Source organism: Parasphingorhabdus sp. NYA22, from assembly GCF_976973735.1.
Genome location: NZ_OZ333477.1, coordinates 1,569,915 through 1,585,253, shown reverse-complemented (window position 1 = coordinate 1,585,253; position 15,339 = coordinate 1,569,915). Strand labels below are relative to the sequence as shown.

General features: G+C 56.9%; 16 protein-coding genes. 1 reads left to right on the top strand and 15 read right to left on the bottom strand.

Annotation, left to right across the window (positions count from 1 at the left end; all coding sequences use genetic code 11):
* Nucleotide 1: 1 nt before the first annotated feature.
* Together ACWFTY_RS07670 and rpsD are read right to left on the bottom strand one after the other, a co-directional pair.
* Complete coding sequence (locus tag ACWFTY_RS07670; protein WP_447526677.1) at nucleotides 2–1,681, bottom strand: M28 family metallopeptidase; 1,680 nt, start codon at nucleotides 1,679–1,681, stop codon at nucleotides 2–4.
* Between the two features lie 190 nt (nucleotides 1,682–1,871).
* Nucleotides 1,872–2,486 (bottom strand): 30S ribosomal protein S4, encoded by a 615-nt coding sequence (rpsD, locus tag ACWFTY_RS07665; RefSeq protein WP_447526676.1) that lies wholly within the window; start codon nucleotides 2,484–2,486, stop codon nucleotides 1,872–1,874.
* 564 nt (nucleotides 2,487–3,050) lie between these two features.
* On the opposite strand from rpsD, the gene ACWFTY_RS07660 reads away from it, so the two are divergent.
* Nucleotides 3,051–3,362, top strand: a complete 312-nt coding sequence (locus tag ACWFTY_RS07660) for a chorismate mutase (RefSeq protein WP_447526675.1) — start codon at nucleotides 3,051–3,053, stop codon at nucleotides 3,360–3,362.
* 12 nt (nucleotides 3,363–3,374) lie between these two features.
* On the opposite strand, the gene ACWFTY_RS07655 is transcribed toward ACWFTY_RS07660, so the two are convergent.
* From ACWFTY_RS07655 to ACWFTY_RS07595, 13 genes are all read right to left on the bottom strand, one after another.
* Complete coding sequence (locus ACWFTY_RS07655; protein ID WP_447526674.1) at nucleotides 3,375–4,118, bottom strand: RNA methyltransferase; 744 nt, start codon at nucleotides 4,116–4,118, stop codon at nucleotides 3,375–3,377.
* A complete protein-coding gene (gene nrdR, locus ACWFTY_RS07650; RefSeq protein ID WP_447526673.1) occupies nucleotides 4,115–4,576 on the bottom strand; it encodes a transcriptional regulator NrdR in 462 nt (153 codons plus the stop codon). Before nrdR ends, ACWFTY_RS07655 begins: the two co-directional genes overlap by 4 nt.
* A 15-nt stretch (nucleotides 4,577–4,591) precedes the next feature.
* Nucleotides 4,592–5,899: a serine hydroxymethyltransferase gene (gene glyA / locus ACWFTY_RS07645; RefSeq protein ID WP_447526672.1), complete on the bottom strand. Its 1,308-nt coding sequence runs from the start codon at nucleotides 5,897–5,899 to the stop codon at nucleotides 4,592–4,594.
* Nucleotides 5,896–6,348 (bottom strand): ribose 5-phosphate isomerase B, encoded by a 453-nt coding sequence (rpiB, locus tag ACWFTY_RS07640; protein WP_447526671.1) that lies wholly within the window; start codon nucleotides 6,346–6,348, stop codon nucleotides 5,896–5,898. The genes glyA and rpiB overlap by 4 nt, the downstream gene beginning before the upstream one ends.
* A gap of 237 nt (nucleotides 6,349–6,585) precedes the next feature.
* Nucleotides 6,586–8,526, bottom strand: a complete 1,941-nt coding sequence (locus ACWFTY_RS07635) for a potassium transporter Kup (protein WP_447526670.1) — start codon at nucleotides 8,524–8,526, stop codon at nucleotides 6,586–6,588.
* Nucleotides 8,527–8,679: 153 nt separating this feature from the next.
* Nucleotides 8,680–9,336, bottom strand: a complete 657-nt coding sequence (locus tag ACWFTY_RS07630; RefSeq protein WP_447526669.1) for a tetratricopeptide repeat protein — start codon at nucleotides 9,334–9,336, stop codon at nucleotides 8,680–8,682.
* Nucleotides 9,333–9,749 (bottom strand): cytochrome c-type biogenesis protein, encoded by a 417-nt coding sequence (locus ACWFTY_RS07625; RefSeq protein WP_447526668.1) that lies wholly within the window; start codon nucleotides 9,747–9,749, stop codon nucleotides 9,333–9,335. The genes ACWFTY_RS07630 and ACWFTY_RS07625 overlap by 4 nt, the downstream gene beginning before the upstream one ends.
* The gene (locus ACWFTY_RS07620) at nucleotides 9,746–10,273 is read right to left on the bottom strand and encodes a DsbE family thiol:disulfide interchange protein (RefSeq protein WP_447526667.1); all 528 of its coding nucleotides are present in this window, start codon (nucleotides 10,271–10,273) and stop codon (nucleotides 9,746–9,748) included. Before ACWFTY_RS07620 ends, ACWFTY_RS07625 begins: the two co-directional genes overlap by 4 nt.
* The gene (locus ACWFTY_RS07615) at nucleotides 10,270–12,207 is read right to left on the bottom strand and encodes a heme lyase CcmF/NrfE family subunit (protein ID WP_447526666.1); all 1,938 of its coding nucleotides are present in this window, start codon (nucleotides 12,205–12,207) and stop codon (nucleotides 10,270–10,272) included. The genes ACWFTY_RS07620 and ACWFTY_RS07615 overlap by 4 nt, the downstream gene beginning before the upstream one ends.
* A complete protein-coding gene (gene ccmE / locus ACWFTY_RS07610) occupies nucleotides 12,204–12,653 on the bottom strand; it encodes a cytochrome c maturation protein CcmE (RefSeq protein ID WP_447526665.1) in 450 nt (149 codons plus the stop codon). Before ccmE ends, ACWFTY_RS07615 begins: the two co-directional genes overlap by 4 nt.
* The gene (ccmD, locus tag ACWFTY_RS07605; protein WP_447526664.1) at nucleotides 12,650–12,781 is read right to left on the bottom strand and encodes a heme exporter protein CcmD; all 132 of its coding nucleotides are present in this window, start codon (nucleotides 12,779–12,781) and stop codon (nucleotides 12,650–12,652) included. Before ccmD ends, ccmE begins: the two co-directional genes overlap by 4 nt.
* Nucleotides 12,778–13,497: a heme ABC transporter permease CcmC gene (gene ccmC / locus ACWFTY_RS07600; RefSeq protein ID WP_447526663.1), complete on the bottom strand. Its 720-nt coding sequence runs from the start codon at nucleotides 13,495–13,497 to the stop codon at nucleotides 12,778–12,780. The genes ccmD and ccmC overlap by 4 nt, the downstream gene beginning before the upstream one ends.
* Before the next feature lie 171 nt (nucleotides 13,498–13,668).
* Complete coding sequence (locus ACWFTY_RS07595; protein ID WP_447526662.1) at nucleotides 13,669–15,339, bottom strand: SulP family inorganic anion transporter; 1,671 nt, start codon at nucleotides 15,337–15,339, stop codon at nucleotides 13,669–13,671.

Sequence of the window (15,339 nt, the reverse complement as noted above, 5' to 3'; positions counted from 1 at the left end):
ATCAGTTGCCGGCGCGGCTCTTGTCCCGCGTTGCGCGGAATTCGTCGCCTTCGTTCCAGTTGGGCCAGTCTTCCGTCATCGCCAGCATCCGGGCGACGGTATAATAGACTTTCAAGTCGCCCATCACGCCATCCCAGTTCCAGTTCGGATCATATTCGTCCTTCGGACCATGATAACGGTTTTCGGTATAGTCTTTCGAAATCGCTTCACCGGCTTCGCGGCCACCCTCGACCAGATCCTCGCCACCTTCGAAATAGATCATCGGTACGCCGAGCTTGGCAAAGCTGAAATGATCTGACCGGTAATAATAGCCCTTCTCCGGTGTCGGCTCGGCTTCGGCCACCCGGCCATCTTCCGTCAGCGCCGCTTCGAGATAACGATCCAGTTGCGACTTGCCTTTCCCGACAACGATCACATTTTTCGCCGGTCCGGCCATTCCGAATGCATCCATATTCACTCCGCCCACCGTCTTGCTCAGCGGGTAAATCGGATTTTGCGCATAATAAGCCGAACCCAGCAGGCCTGACTCTTCGGCGGTGACAGCGAGGAAGATGATGCTGCGATCGGGTGCACCGGCTTTGACATGGGCTTCCGCCAGAGCGACCAGCGCTGCCGTACCGGTAGCGTTATCGACCGCACCATTGCAGATATCGTCACCATCCGGCGCCGGCTTGCAGCGGCCAAGATGATCCCAATGCGCGGTATAGATTACATATTCATCAGGACGGGTCTTGCCCTTCAAAATCCCGACGACATTCTTGCTGTCGGTTTTGTTGATATCATTCTCGAGCGAAGCAGATGCCTTCAGCTTCAGGTCAATCGCCTTGAAACCCTTTTTCTTCGCTGCCGCCATTTGCGCGGTCAGGTCCTGACCAGCTGCTGCAAAAATCTTGGCTGCCGCATCCTTCTGGATCCAGCCGTTCAATTTGGTCTGGTCCGCGCCGCCATTAGCCGACTGCGCGTAAAATTGTTCGCCTGTCCAGCTCGATTCGACCACATTCCAGCCGTAAGCTGCTGGCTCGGTGTCATGGATGATCAAAGCCGCAGCAGCCCCCTGTCGCGCCGCTTCTTCATATTTATAGGTCCAGCGCCCGTAATAGGTCATCGCCCGGCCACCAAATTCGCCTTCGAGGCTTTCGGTGCCGAAATCGGGATCGTTCACCAATATGACGACGGTTTTGCCTTTAACATCTACCCCGGCATAGTCGTTCCAGCCGCGCTCGGGAGCGTTGATACCATAACCGACAAACACCATGTCGCTGTCAGCAACGTCAATTTTCGGCTGTTCCTGATAACTCGAGACGACATAGTCACTGCCAAAAGCAAAAGACAAATCGCTCTTTCCGCCGATGATTTTCAAAGGAGACATGTTTTTCGAGGTAATCCCGACCAGCGGCACATCCTGAAACCAGCTATCGCCATTGCCCGGCTCCAGTCCGGCTTCGGCAAATTTGCTCGTCAGCAGCGCCAGCGTCTTTTCCTCACCGGGCGTACCAGGCGCACGGCCTTCATAGGCGTCCGACGAAAGTTCCTCGGTGATCGACTTCATCGTTTCAACCGACAGTTCCGGTGCCGCGATTTCGGGCAGCGCTGCTGCCGTATCACCCTCTTCAATCTTCGTGCAGCCGGCCAGTGCCAGAGACGGCGCCAACAGCACCCAGAGAGACCGTTTCAACATCATGCTTTTCCTTCTGAAATTTTCAGTTCCGAAAATCGTTATGTACTCAATGGCAGACGATATTCAGCAAGGCAAGGAGCCTTGAAGACGTTGGACCGCGGCCTTGCCACGGGCCAACGATCACCACCGAAACACAGGACAAAAAAAAGGCGGCTGTTGAAAGCCGCCTTTTCTTGAAAATTTCTGAAAACAATCAGCGCGAATAGAATTCGACGACCAGATTGGGTTCCATGGTTACCGGATACGGCACTTCGTCCAGTGTCGGGATGCGGACATAGGTTACTTTGTCCGTGCCGTCTGGATTGACATATTCAGGAATATCACGCTCTGGCAGGCTCTGCGCTTCGATAACGAGCAGCATTTCCTGAGCCTTGTCGCTCAGCGAAATCACATCGCCCGGTACAACCTTGCGCGATGCAACATTACATTTGACGCCGTTTACCCGGATATGACCGTGGCTGACGAGCTGACGGGCAGAAAAGATGGTCGGGGTGAATTTGGCGCGATAGACAACCATGTCGAGACGCTGCTCGAGCAGGCCGATCAGGTTCTGGCTGGTATCGCCCTTCATCGCGGCGGCTTCTTTATAGGCGCGGCGGAACTGCTTTTCCGTCACGTCGCCATAATAGCCCTTGAGCTTCTGCTTGGCGCGCAGCTGAATACCGAAATCGGAAAGCTTGCCCTTGCGGCGCTGACCGTGCTGGCCCGGGCCATAGTCGCGACGATTGACGGGAGATTTGGGACGGCCCCAGATATTCTCGCCCATACGGCGATCGAGTTTATACTTGGAACTGGTACGTTTGGTCATATCAATGACTCCTGATTTGCTGTTTTTACGTCTTCCCGGAGCGCACCATCAAAACACAGGTCTTGATGCGGCCGCCGCTTCACCGGGGTGCGGGGCCAATTGCTGTGGCGCCTTGAACAGATTTCTTCAAATCTGTCAAGGCGCCTGATACATGAAAATTCTTGAAAATTCAGGCAAACAGCATGAACTATTACTTAGCTCAGTTACTGTTTTGCGTGCCTCGGCTGTAACTATGATCGCGCCGGATCGATTCTGTGCTCATGCTTGAGTTTGCCCGGTCCAACTGCGCCCATTCTCCTTGGGTACGACAGACACGCTTGGGGATTTTGGACCCGAGAGTCTCAACAGACCGACATACGCGCTTGTTGTCGTCCGCCGATTGCTCTTTGCTATCCATCGTCTGCGTATCGCCAACCATTGCCAGTGATAAAAGTAGTGAAATCATAATTACTCCGAACTTAAAATCTAATGTTACAAGCAATATATCGGTAGTCCGCCACAATATCCACCCCCAAACTGCCTTCTTGCTCGACATTCTGCTCTTAGTAAATTATTCGCGCTGCCATGACCGTAACCACTGAAACCATTAATCAAATTCGCGATATGAAGCACGTGCGGGAAGCTGTTGATCAACTTGATGCGGAGTTGATTGATCTTTTCCGGCGCCGTTTTGCCTGCATGGATGCGGCAGCGCGAATCAAACAGGACCGCAAGGCAGTCAGGGACGAGGGCCGCAAGGCAGAGGTTCTGGCGAATGTAAAAAGGCTGGCAGAGCAAGCATCCATACCGGTGCCGACTATGGCGGCCATATGGGAAATGCTGGTAGAAACATCGATCAGCTATGAAATGCAGAAATGGGACCAGCTTCGCAAATAGCCGATATGATGGCTATTTTTTCTCGGCCTTATCCTTGCGCGGCGGTCTCTCCAGCGAAGATACAACACCGCGCCATGTCTTGACCTCTTCGGTCGTCCAGGCCGGCTTGGTCAGCATATTTCGAAGCGTGACTTTCGTGGCAACAGCCCGCTCGGCCGGATAGAAATAGCCGTTCTTGTCCAGCGCCCGCTCCAGATGCTCGTAGAACATATCCAGCTCTTTTTGCGGAGCCGGTTCGGTCGTTTTCTTTTCCAGCGTCGGCTGGACATTGGCGGCGCTATCGATTTTGGATATTTCATAAGCCACAAGGATGACAGCCTGCGCCAAGTTCAGCGATCCGAACTCGGGGTTGATCGGCACGGTAATGATCTTACGCGCAAGTTCGACATCGACAACTTCCAGACCTGATCTCTCCGGCCCGAACAGGATCGCGCATTTGCCGCTCGCCTGCGCCATGTCTTCTGCCGCTTCCCAAGGCGTCAGCACCGTCTTGGTCATGCCCCGTTTGCGGACCGTGGTGGCATAGACATGGGCGCAATCAGCCACGGCCTCCGCCGTGGTTTCAAAGACCTGAGCATGTTCCAGCACCTGATCCGCGCCCGAAGCCGATGGGCCGGCATCCGGATTGGGCCAACCGTCCCGCGGCTTGACGATGCGCATCTCGGTCAACCCGAAGTTCAGCATGGCTCGCGCAGCTTTTCCGATATTCTGGCCGAGTTGCGGGTTTACCAATATGATTGCGGGCTGATTGCTCACGCCCCGTCAACGTCTTTCAAGCTGCCTGCGAATTCTTTAAAATCCTTGGCCTCGGTAAAATCCTTATAAACCGACGCAAAACGAATATAGGCAACGCTGTCGAGGGCTTTGAGACCGTCCATCACCATCTCGCCAATTCTCTGCGAAGGAATTTCGGTTTCGCCGCTGGTTTCCAGCTGCCGCTGGATCCCGGATACAAGCTGGTCCATCTGCTCTTGCGCCAGCCCGCGTTTGCGGCAAGCCAGGGAAACCGACAGGTCGATCTTCGACCGGTCGAAAGGTTCCTTGCGGTCTTCGCTCTTGACCACCGTAATTTCGCGAAGCTGCACGCGTTCGAAAGTTGTGAACCGCGCGCCGCAGCCCTCGCACTGACGCCGGCGTCTGATCGTGGTATTATCCTCGGTCGGACGGCTGTCTTTTACCTGACTGTCGTCATGGGCACAAAAAGGGCAACGCATGGTCTGGTTTTCCGATCAATCCTGATAGATCGGAAAACGGTCGCAAAGCTCTTGCACCCGCTCACGAACATCCGCTTCTACCGACGGATCACCGCCCTCGCCTTTTTCGCGCAGTCCGTCCAGCACATCCGCAACCATGTCACCGATCATCCGGAATTCGACCGGGCCGAAACCGCGGGTGGTACCGGCGGGAGAACCGACGCGGATACCGCTTGTCTTCATCGGCGGCTGCGGATCATTGGGAATGCTGTTCTTGTTGCAGGTGATGCCAGCCCGTTCGAGCGCTTCATCGGCGTCGCGGCCGGTGATTCCCAGAGGTGACAGATCGATCAGCGCGAGATGGGTGTCGGTGCCACCGGCGACGACATCGGCGCCGCGTTCCTTGAGTGTAGCAGCGAGAACCTTGGCATTTTCGATGACAGCAGCAGAATAGCTTTTAAACTCGGGACGCAATGCCTCGCCGAAAGCAACCGCTTTGGCAGCGATCACATGCATCAGCGGGCCGCCTTGCAGGCCAGGAAAAACCGCAGAATTGATCTTCTTGGCAATAGCTTCGTCATTGGTCAAAATCATGCCGCCACGCGGTCCGCGCAGGGTTTTGTGCGTCGTAGTCGTGACAACATGGGCATGATCCAGCGGGCTGGGATGCAGTCCGGCGGCAACCAGTCCGGCAAAATGCGCCATATCGACCATGAAGATCGCACCGACAGAGTCGGCAATCGCGCGGAACTTGGCGAAATCGATCTGGCGCGGATAGGCGGAACCACCGGCGATGATCAGTTTCGGCTGGTGCTCCTTGGCCAGAGCCTCGACTTCTTCATAGTTGATCAGGTGATCATCCTCGTTGACGCCATATTGGATCGCATTGAACCATTTGCCCGATTGCGCAGGTTTTGCGCCATGGGTCAGATGGCCGCCCGCATCAAGCGACATGCCGAGGATGGTATCACCAGGCTTGACCAGCGCCAGCATAACTGCGCCATTGGCCTGCGCACCCGAATGCGGCTGCACATTGACAAAACCGCAATCAAACAGCTGCTTGGCGCGCTCGATCGCCAGCGTCTCGACATCATCAGACGGCGCGCAGCCCTGATAATAGCGGCGTCCGGGATAGCCTTCGGCATATTTGTTGGTGAAGACCGAGCCTTGCGCCTGCAACACCGCCTTGGAGACGATGTTTTCCGACGCAATCAGTTCGATCTGGTTCTGCTGGCGCGTCAATTCGGAATTGATCGCTCCGGCAACCGCAGGATCGCTCTCGTCGACCGAAAAGTCGAAGAAACCGGTCTGCCTGATATCCTGAATATCTGCGACGTTGCTCATGCGCTTGCTCCTTGGGCTTGTGGTGCGGACAGTTTATCGACGCGGCGCTGATGCCGGTCGCCGCCAAATGGGGTTTTCAGAAAGACGTCGAGACAGTCTTTCGCGATTTCGATACCGACGAGCCTTGCGCCCATCGCGATGACATTCGCGTCATTATGTTCGCGCGAGAGTTTCGCCGAAAGGCCTTCGGAGACCAGTGCACAGCGACAGGCCGGATTGCGATTGACGGCCATGGAAATTCCGATGCCGGACCCGCAAAGCGCTACGCCGCGCTCGACACGGCCCGATGCCACTTCCTGGGCCAGCTTATAGCCATAATCGGGATAGTCGACACTATCGGCTGTCATCGGCCCCAGATCGCTGACCTCGTGACCTGCCTCTTGCAACCAATCCACCAGCGCAGCCTTCATATCGAGGGCGGCATGATCGGAGGCAATGGCGACGCGCATGGGCTGTTCCTGTCAATAGAATCGGGATGGCCGCTATTTAGTAGAGAGCGCAATGATAGGCCACCAAATATTTGACGCGCCACGTGATGCGCAGCGTGACGAAGCAGCCTGTCGCAGCGCAGGGTGGGATCAACCCCGGCGAAGGCCGGGGTCTCTTTCCGATAGAAAAACATATGCGGCCTTAACCGTGTTCAATAACGTCCTGAAATATCATCCAGATACCAACCTACCCGCCCGTCAGATTTCCATCTGGCTTCCCAGCTCCACCACGCGATTGCTGGGCAATTTGAAAAATTCCATCGCGGTCGCCGCGTTGCGCAGCAGCCAGGCGAAGAGTTTTTCCCGCCAGATCATCATTTCCGGTTTCTTCGACGGCAGCAAGGTCTGGCGCGACAGGAAGAAGCTGGTGGTCATCATGTCAAATTCCATACCGCAGCCTTTGACCTGTTTCAGCGCTTCCGGAACATCGGTTTCCTGCATGAAGCCGAAATGGAGAATGAGGCGGTAGAAGCCATGCCCGAGATCCTTCACTTCGCAGCGGTTGTTGGCAGAAACCGTCGGGACGTCTTTGATGTTGACGGTCAGGATTACCACCCGCTCGTGAATGACCTTGTTATGCTTGATATTGTGGAGCAGCGCCGATGGCACGCCGGCAGAAGAAGATGCCATGAAAATCGCAGTTCCGGGTACGCGGGTGGCGCTATTGGCAGCGGATTTGGTGAAAATTTCGATCGGCATGGCTGCTTCTGCCATATTCTTCCGCATGATCTGCCGGCCTTTGGCCCAGGTCGTCAGGATGATGAAAGCAACGCCACCAACAGCCAGCGGGAACCAGCCGCCATCGGGGACCTTGGTCAGGTTGGCGGCAAAATAGGCGCCATCGACGATGAAGAAGATGGCCAGCAATGGCACCGTGATCCATAGCTTCCATTTCCACAGAACCACCATCACGATCGCCAGCAGGCAAGTGTCGATGAACATCGCACCGGTGACGGCGATACCATAAGCCGAGGCAAGGTTGCTCGAACTCTGGAAGGTCAGCACCAGCAGGATGACCGCGATCATGATCGCCCAGTTGACGAAGGGAATATAGATCTGCCCCGCTTCCGACGCGCTGGTATGCTTGATCGTCAGGCGCGGAATGAAACCAAGCTGGATCGCCTGATGAGTGACCGAGAAAGAGCCTGAAATCACGGCCTGGCTGGCAATGAATGTCGCCATGGTCGCCAATATGACCAGCGGCAAGCGCAGCACTTCCGGTGCCATGATGAAGAAAGGACTTTCAATCGCTGCGGCTGCGCCAGCGGCATCGAGCGAGAGGATCATCGCGCCCTGCCCGAAATAGTTGCAGAGCAGAGCCGGCATGACAAAACCATACCAGGCGACGCGCATCGGCTTCTTGCCGAAATGGCCCATGTCGGCAAACAGGGCTTCGGAACCGGTCACAGCCAGCACGACCGAACCGAGCGCCAGAAAGGCTTTCACTCCGTCGGTGATGAAAAACTGCACGGCATACCAGGGGTTGAAGGCAAAGAGGATCGAGGGATGCTCGACGATCTGGATGATGCCAAGCGTAGCGATGACAGCAAAATAGACAAACATCACCGGCGCAAATAATGCGCCAATTTTCGCGGTACCGCGCGACTGCAGCAGGAAGAGGAATATCAGCAGGGTGAGCGCGATCGGAATGACCAGGTGGCCCAGTCCGGGCTGAACAACAGCCAGACCTTCAACCGCCGAGAGCACCGATATCGCCGGCGTAATCATGCTGTCGCCATAGAAGAGCGCCGTCGCGAAAACACCGAGCAATATCGCCAGCCAGCCATATTTTGATCGTCGCATGGCTCCCGAAATCAGCGCCACCAGCGCCAGGCTGCCGCCCTGCCCCTTGTTGTCCGCCCGCATGGTGATACTGACATATTGGATCGTCACCACCAGGGTCATCGACCAGAATATCAGGCTGACCACGCCGAGAACATGGACTCGATCCAGTTCCAGCGGATGCGCGCCGATGAAGGTTTCACGAAACGCGTATAGCGGGCTTGTGCCAATGTCACCGAACACGATTCCAATCGCGCCCGCTGCCAGCTTGGCTATGGCCGTATTGCGTTGCGGCGAGCCGTGGGTTTGCACCGTGCTGCCTTGCGCATCTGCGCTTTCGGTTGGTTCTGCGGACATTGGTTGGCCGTTACGGCGTACCCCGATCAATTTGGACACAACAAGCTGTTTACTGACATTCGTTTCAGCAAGCGCGAGCGCTTAGCACCGGCTTTTATCAGGCGCAACAAACTGACGGACTGCGAATATCAACCCATTCATAATGCAAGGTTTTTACTGCTCTGCAGGCGACTCCGGCGTCACAGGAAGCGATGGTTGTATCTTTTCCATAGTCGCCAGCCGCGACTCGAGATCTTCGCGCCACGGAGCGTCTTCACTGCTCCGGGCCAGCAATTCGGTCCAGATTGCCCGGGCCTGATCGATCTTGCCCGACTGCGCATAAGCCAGCCCGAGGAAAAACGGTGGCCCTGGATGCTCCGGCGACAGATCGGCGGCTTTCTGGAAAGCAAATTGCGCGGCAGGCGTGATCACCCCGTCAGCATGGACCACCAGCGCATTGCCCAATCCGACCCAGAGATCGGGATCGTCCGGATGCTCTCTTACCCCGTTGCGCAGATAATTGGCGGCGGCGCCATGTTTTTTCGCGCGGTTGAGGGAGTCGGAAAAGATCAGCCATTCCTGCGCGGTGCCGAAACGTTCACCCATTTCGTTGCGCGCATCGATCATATCATCGTCGAAGCTATTCGGCTTTTCGATCGGCACCACCGAGACGCCGGCCATGCCGGGATGCCCCTGCCAGGCATAACCGGCAACACCGAGCAACAGCGCCGCAGCGGTTATTTCATAGGTACCGCGCGACAATTTACCCAATTTGATCAGAGCGCCAGCACAAATCAGCACGAACAATAAGAGTATGATCCAGCCCATCATTCACCATCCTTGGTTTTGCGGAACCGTCCGCGCGCCAGCCACAGGGCAGCGAGCAACAGGATTATCGGCGCGACCCACAGCGGCCATGTGACAGCCGAGGCTATCGGCGGATTGTAGGATACCCAGTTGCCATAGCGTTCGATCAGCCAGCCTCTGACCTGTTCCGGAGTTTCGCCGGCGGCAATTCTCTCCCGCACCTGACTACGCATATCACCAGCCATTGGTGCATTGCTGTCGGCAATCGACTGGCTCTGGCATTTCAGGCAGCGCAATTCTTCCATCAGATCGCGCGCAGCGGCTTCCTGCTTTGGATCATCCAGTTGCCGGTCGGCATAAGGCGCCGGTGGCAAGCCGGTTTGAGCCGCAATGGGAGTCGCGAAACAGAGAATGAGCAGGACAAGGAATCTCTTCATCCTGCGTCCTCCAGCAATTCGATCAGCTTGGCGATATCCTCTTGGCGGATGTCACCTATATGCTGGTGAACAATGATGCCATCGCCGTCGATGACGAAGGTCTCAGGTACACCGGAAGAACCCAGTTCCAGCTGCACCTTGCTGGTCGTGTCGGTGCCGATCCGCGTATAGGGATTGCCCCAGCGGTTGAGGAAATTGGCGATATCTTCGGGTGTGTCGCGGCTGGCTATCGCATTGATTTCAACACCCGCCCGCTGCAGCGCCAACAGTTGCGGAGCCTCGGCTATGCAGGGCACGCACCAGCTGGCGAAGATATTGAGCAAAGTCGGTTTGCCTTTGGTCAAGTCGGCGCTGCTCAAGCCAGGCCGTTGCTCGACCGCTGCGGGTAACGCAAAGGCAGGCATCGGCTTGCCGACCATTTTGCTCTCGATGACGTTATCTTTCGGCATGATCAGGCCAGTCGCAACCGCGGCGAAAAAGATGCCGAACAGCACGAGCGGCAGCCAGAGCAACCAGCGGTTCATAGTGTCGCCTCGGCATATTCCCGCTGCTTGCGCTGTTTATAACCGCGCCGCAAGCGGCCGACCATCGCAAGAAACCCGCCGAGCGCGACCAATATGCCGCCATACCAGATCAAAGGCACGAATGGCTTCCACCAGACCCGTATCTGCCAGCGGCCTTCGCTGTCGCCGTCGCCGAGGACCACATAAAGCTGCCCGTTCCAGCGAGTCAGCAGCGCCGCTTCGCTGGTTTGCGTCTGCGCAGCGGCAAACATCCGGTTTTGCGGTGTAATTTCGTGGATGGCGCCATCGCCATATTGCGCGGTCATCCGGGCTTCGAGCGCAGTCCAATTGGGTCCGGCCATAGGCTCGATCGCTTCAAACTTGAGTTTCCACTGGTTCACTGCGATTTCGTCACCGGGTTGGGCCGCGACCAGTCTTTCTTCGGTAAAGCTGCTTTCGCAAGCCATGCCGACGAGAGCCACCGCGATACCGAAATGGGCGATCACCATGCCATAAGTGTGCAGCGGCGTGCGGCGGAGGTTGCGTTTCCACAAAGGTGCGAAACTGGCAACGGCAACGCCGGCTGCCAGCCCGAGGCCAAGCAGTGCGAGAATCGACATCCCGGTGGTGAATAACGCCAGTGCAAACAGGGCAGCGGCGGCAATCAGAATCGGGATCGAAATACGGTTCAGCAAAGCCTTGGGATTATCACGTCGCCAGCGCAGCAGCGGACCGGCTGCCATAACCGCGACCAGCATCAGCGCCAGCGGGCCGGTCGCAAGATTAAAATAGGGAGGGCCAACCGACAGCTTGTCGCCGGTGACCGCTTCGACCAACAACGGATAAAGCGTACCGATGAAAACCAGCGCCAGAATGACCGACAGCAACAGGTTGTTTGCCACCAGCGCGCCTTCCCGGCTGACCAGTTCAAAACGCTTGCCTTCCTTCACCGTGCCGACACGCAGCGCGAATAGCGCCATTGCGCCGCCAATATAGATGGCGAGCAAGGCCAGAATGAAACTGCCTCTTTCCGGATCAACCGCAAAGGCATGAACGCTGGTCAAGATACCGGAGCGCACCAGAAATGTCCCGATCATCGACATTGAAAAAGCCACCACAGCCAGCATCAACGTCCAGGCCCGCAGACTGTCGCGCGTCGCCAGCACCGTTACCGAATGGAGCAAGGCCGTCGCTGCCAGCCAGGGCATGAGCGAGGCATTTTCGACGGGGTCCCAGAACCACCAGCCGCCCCAGCCGAGTTCATAATAGGCCCAGTAGCTGCCAGCGGTAATACCGAGTGTGAGGAATATCCAGGCGCCCAACACCCATGGCCGCATCGCCTTGGCAAAATCTGCTCCGACATCGCGGGTGATCATCGCGCCAACGGCGAATGAAAAGGCTACCGAAAGCCCGACATAGCCGAAATAGAGCGTCGGCGGATGGAAGGCGAGACCGGGGTCCTGCAGCAGCGGGTTGAGCCCCTGCCCGTCCGCCGGCACCGGAAACATCCGTTCGAACGGGTTGGATGATACCAGCAGAAATGCGTAAAACCCCAGACTGATGAAGGCTTGCGCCGCCAGCGTTGCGACCAGCGTTCTGGTCTTTAGCGAGCGTTCGAACAGCGCGATAAAAGCACCGGCCAGACCCATCACCGTAACCCAGAGCAGCATCGATCCTTCATGATTGCCCCAGGTTCCGGCAAATTTGTAGAGCAACGGCTTTACCGAAGCGCTGTTCATCACCACCAGCTTGACTGACATATCGGAACGCAGGAACAACCAGATCAGCAGCAAAAAGGACAGGCTGACAAACAGACCCTGCGCAACCGCTACAGGCCGGATCGCGGCATAATAGTCTTCCCGCTGAGCGCGCAGGCCAATCGCACCCAGAGCAAATTGCAGAAGTGCGAGCGCAGCAGCGAGCCATAGCGCGATCAGACCTGTTTCGGCGATCATTGGACCAGCGTCTCCGTTTTATGCTTGCCGGATGTCATATCAATGCCTTCCAGCTCTCGCGGAATGTAATTTTCATCATGTTTGGCGAGCAATGTCTCGGCGACGAACATGCCATTGGTATCGAGCCGACCATCGGCAACCACGCCCGAACCTTCAACAAACAGGTCTGGAGTGATGCCGGTATAGGTAACTTTTTGCCGGGCACCGGCGTCCTGAACGATGAACTGGACCGTGACACCGTCTGCCGAGCGCTGGATAGACCCATTCTCGACCATCCCGCCAAGACGTATGGCCGCGCCCGCTTCCGGTTTCTGCTCAGCGATATCGGACGGCGTGTAGAAATAGCTCGCCTGATCCTGCAACGCATAGGCGGCCAACAGGCCGGCGCCGATCAGTGCGACCACAGCCAGCAACACCAGTGTCAGTCTTTGATGCTTTGCTTTCATTTCCGCTTGCTCAACTGATCTGCCTTCGCTTCCGCTTTGCGCATCGCCAAATAGCTATGCGCCACAACCATGGCTGTGCCCAACAGCACAAACGCGTAGGAAGCAATCACAAAGGGCAAATGATTCATTCTGCTGCCATCCTTTTCAGCCGTGCGTCGACTTTGGTTTGCGCCAGACTGGCCCGCATCCGCATAAGCACAATCGCGCCGAATAGCAGAGAGAAACCTATCGCCGAAACCAATAGAGGCCATAAATAGAGCGTATCGATAGTGGATTTTCCCATGATGCTGATGCTCGTGCCCTGATGCTGGGTCTCCCACCATTCGACTGAAAAACGAATGATCGGCAGATTGATGATGCCGACAACACCAAAAATTGCGGCAATCCGGCTCTGGCCCTTGCTCTTGCTGGTCTCGTTGGCCAGTACGATATAGGCAAGATAGAGAAAAAACAGCACCAGCATCGAGGTCAGTCGGCCGTCCCAGACCCACCAGGTGCCCCACGCCGGTCGCCCCCAGATCGCGCCTGTGATCAGACACAGCAGAGTGAATAACGCTCCGGGCACAGCGATCGCGCGCGCGGCGTGCGAGGCGAGCGGGTGCCGCCAGATCAGTTCGGTAATACTGGCAATGGCAATGCCGGACCATCCCGCCATGCCAAGCCATGCCATCGGCACATGGACAAAGATTATCTTCACCGTATCGCCCTGCAACCGCTCTGCCGGCGTTCCCCACAGGCCCCAGATGCAGGCAGCCAATACCATGGCGATCCCGCCGAAAAGCAAAAACGGCGTCAGCGGCCTGGCAAGTGACAGGAAGCGGGTGGGATTGGCATATGCGTGCATGGGTAAAGCGATATTGCCTCGGTTACGGATGTTCAACATCAATCGCGGCTTTCGATGGCAGAAGCGCGGCAAGGCGACAAGCGTTTTTCCGAATTGCGACCGGTAACAAGGCTGCACGCCCGCAAATGGACAGCCTTTGCGCTCCCTATCACTTCGCCTTGCCGGAACGGGCTAGTGCACAGTTATCATTGTCAATTGTTCGGCATGGCGCAGCGCAGCAGCATAATCGGCTTCGAAATAGACGCCTGCCTCGTTGTCATCCGGCAAGCCGATACGCTTGAGCATTTCCCGTGGCTGTGGCTGCACACCCGACAGGATGATCTTCGCGCCCGAGACACTGGCCTGCTCGATAAACTCCTCGATCATTGTCACCCCGCTGGCATCGAGCATCGGCACCAGCCGCATCCGTAATATGATGACCTTGGGCGTGCGGCCGATCTTCCGCATCGCATCGAGCAATTCACCGGCCACACCGAAAAACACCGGTCCGTTGATCCGGAATACTTCGACACCCTTCGGAAGATCATCGCGCTGGGTCAGATCGTCTCTATCGGGTTCGTTATCACTATCGGGTGCATTTCCATTATCGAACTGCACGGTCTCGCTCATCCGCGCCATGAACAGGAGCGACGCCAGGGTAACGCCAACACCGATCGCCACGGTTAGATCGACCAGAACCGTAAGCCCGAAGGTCAACAACAGCACCGCACGGTCGCTATTGGGCATGCGCAGCAAAGCGATGAACCGGTCGATCTCGCACATCCCCCAGGCGACAACAAACAGGATCGCGGCCAGCGCGGCCATCGGCACATAAGCCATCAAGCTGCTGCCGAACAAAATGAACAGCAGAATGAACAGCGCATGCATCATGCCGGCCACGGGCGTTTTCGCGCCGGCCTTGATATTCGTCGCTGTCCGCGCGATCGCTCCTGTTGCAGGCAGTCCGCCAAACAGGACCGACCCGAGGTTGGCAATGCCCTGCCCGATCAATTCCTGATTGGAGCGGTGGCGGGTGCCGGTCATGCCGTCCGCTACCACTGCTGAGAGCAGCGCTTCGATCCCGGCAAGAAAGGCAATCGTGAAAGCCGAAGGCAGCAATTCAGCAACCCTTGCCCAGGTCACGACTGGCAGCGACGGCATCGGCATTGTCGCCGGCATATCCGGAAAGCGCGTCCCGATCGTATCGACGGGCAGCTTGAGCAGCGCGACCACGATCGAGGCCAGCACGAGCGCAATCAGGAAACCGGGCAGCTTGGGCGCGAATCTCTTAAGTCCGATAATCACGAAGAATGCGCCGAGACCGACCAGCAAAGTTGCCATATGCACCGTCGACATGGCTCCGAAATAGGCCTGCCATTTCGGCAGAAATTCGGACGGAACAGTATCAAGCGACAATCCCAGAAAATCCTTCACCTGACTGGAGGCGATGATCACCGCGATCCCAGCAGTAAAGCCAGTCACCACCGGATGCGGGATGAACTTGATCAACCGCCCGATCTTGAACGCCCCGGCGGCGATCAGGATCAGCCCCGCCATGAATGTGGCGATCAGCAGGCCGTCATAGCCATGCTGGGCAATGACGTTGAACACGACCACGACAAAGGCGCCCGTCGGCCCACCAACTTGAACGCGGGAACCGCCGAGAAAGGAAATCAGAAAGCCGGCGATGACTGCGGTAATCAGCCCCTTGTCTGGCGATGCGCCGCTGGCAATGGCCAGCGCCATCGATAAAGGCAGAGCAACGATGGCAACGGTGAGACCGGCCACTGCATCGGCCTTGAACAGGCCGGGATTATAGCCTTCGCGCATCGTCGTAATGATTTTGGGGGTAAAGCTCTGCAT

Bases quoted from the DNA above. Each gene is read 5' to 3' on its own strand.
- ACWFTY_RS07670 (WP_447526677.1), bottom strand. From the start codon at position 1,681: ATGATGTTGAAACGGTCTCTCTGGGTGCTGTTGGCGCCGTCTCTGGCA.
- rpsD (WP_447526676.1), bottom strand. From the start codon at position 2,486: ATGACCAAACGTACCAGTTCCAAGTATAAACTCGATCGCCGTATGGGC.
- ACWFTY_RS07660 (WP_447526675.1), top strand. From the start codon at position 3,051: ATGACCGTAACCACTGAAACCATTAATCAAATTCGCGATATGAAGCAC.
- nrdR (WP_447526673.1), bottom strand. From the start codon at position 4,576: ATGCGTTGCCCTTTTTGTGCCCATGACGACAGTCAGGTAAAAGACAGC.
- glyA (WP_447526672.1), bottom strand. From the start codon at position 5,899: ATGAGCAACGTCGCAGATATTCAGGATATCAGGCAGACCGGTTTCTTC.
- rpiB (WP_447526671.1), bottom strand. From the start codon at position 6,348: ATGCGCGTCGCCATTGCCTCCGATCATGCCGCCCTCGATATGAAGGCT.
- ACWFTY_RS07635 (WP_447526670.1), bottom strand. From the start codon at position 8,526: ATGTCCGCAGAACCAACCGAAAGCGCAGATGCGCAAGGCAGCACGGTG.
- ACWFTY_RS07630 (WP_447526669.1), bottom strand. From the start codon at position 9,336: ATGATGGGCTGGATCATACTCTTATTGTTCGTGCTGATTTGTGCTGGC.
- ACWFTY_RS07625 (WP_447526668.1), bottom strand. From the start codon at position 9,749: ATGAAGAGATTCCTTGTCCTGCTCATTCTCTGTTTCGCGACTCCCATT.
- ACWFTY_RS07620 (WP_447526667.1), bottom strand. From the start codon at position 10,273: ATGAACCGCTGGTTGCTCTGGCTGCCGCTCGTGCTGTTCGGCATCTTT.
- ACWFTY_RS07615 (WP_447526666.1), bottom strand. From the start codon at position 12,207: ATGATCGCCGAAACAGGTCTGATCGCGCTATGGCTCGCTGCTGCGCTC.
- ccmE (WP_447526665.1), bottom strand. From the start codon at position 12,653: ATGAAAGCAAAGCATCAAAGACTGACACTGGTGTTGCTGGCTGTGGTC.
- ccmD (WP_447526664.1), bottom strand. From the start codon at position 12,781: ATGAATCATTTGCCCTTTGTGATTGCTTCCTACGCGTTTGTGCTGTTG.
- ccmC (WP_447526663.1), bottom strand. From the start codon at position 13,497: ATGCACGCATATGCCAATCCCACCCGCTTCCTGTCACTTGCCAGGCCG.
- ACWFTY_RS07595 (WP_447526662.1), bottom strand. From the start codon at position 15,339: ATGCAGAGCTTTACCCCCAAAATCATTACGACGATGCGCGAAGGCTAT.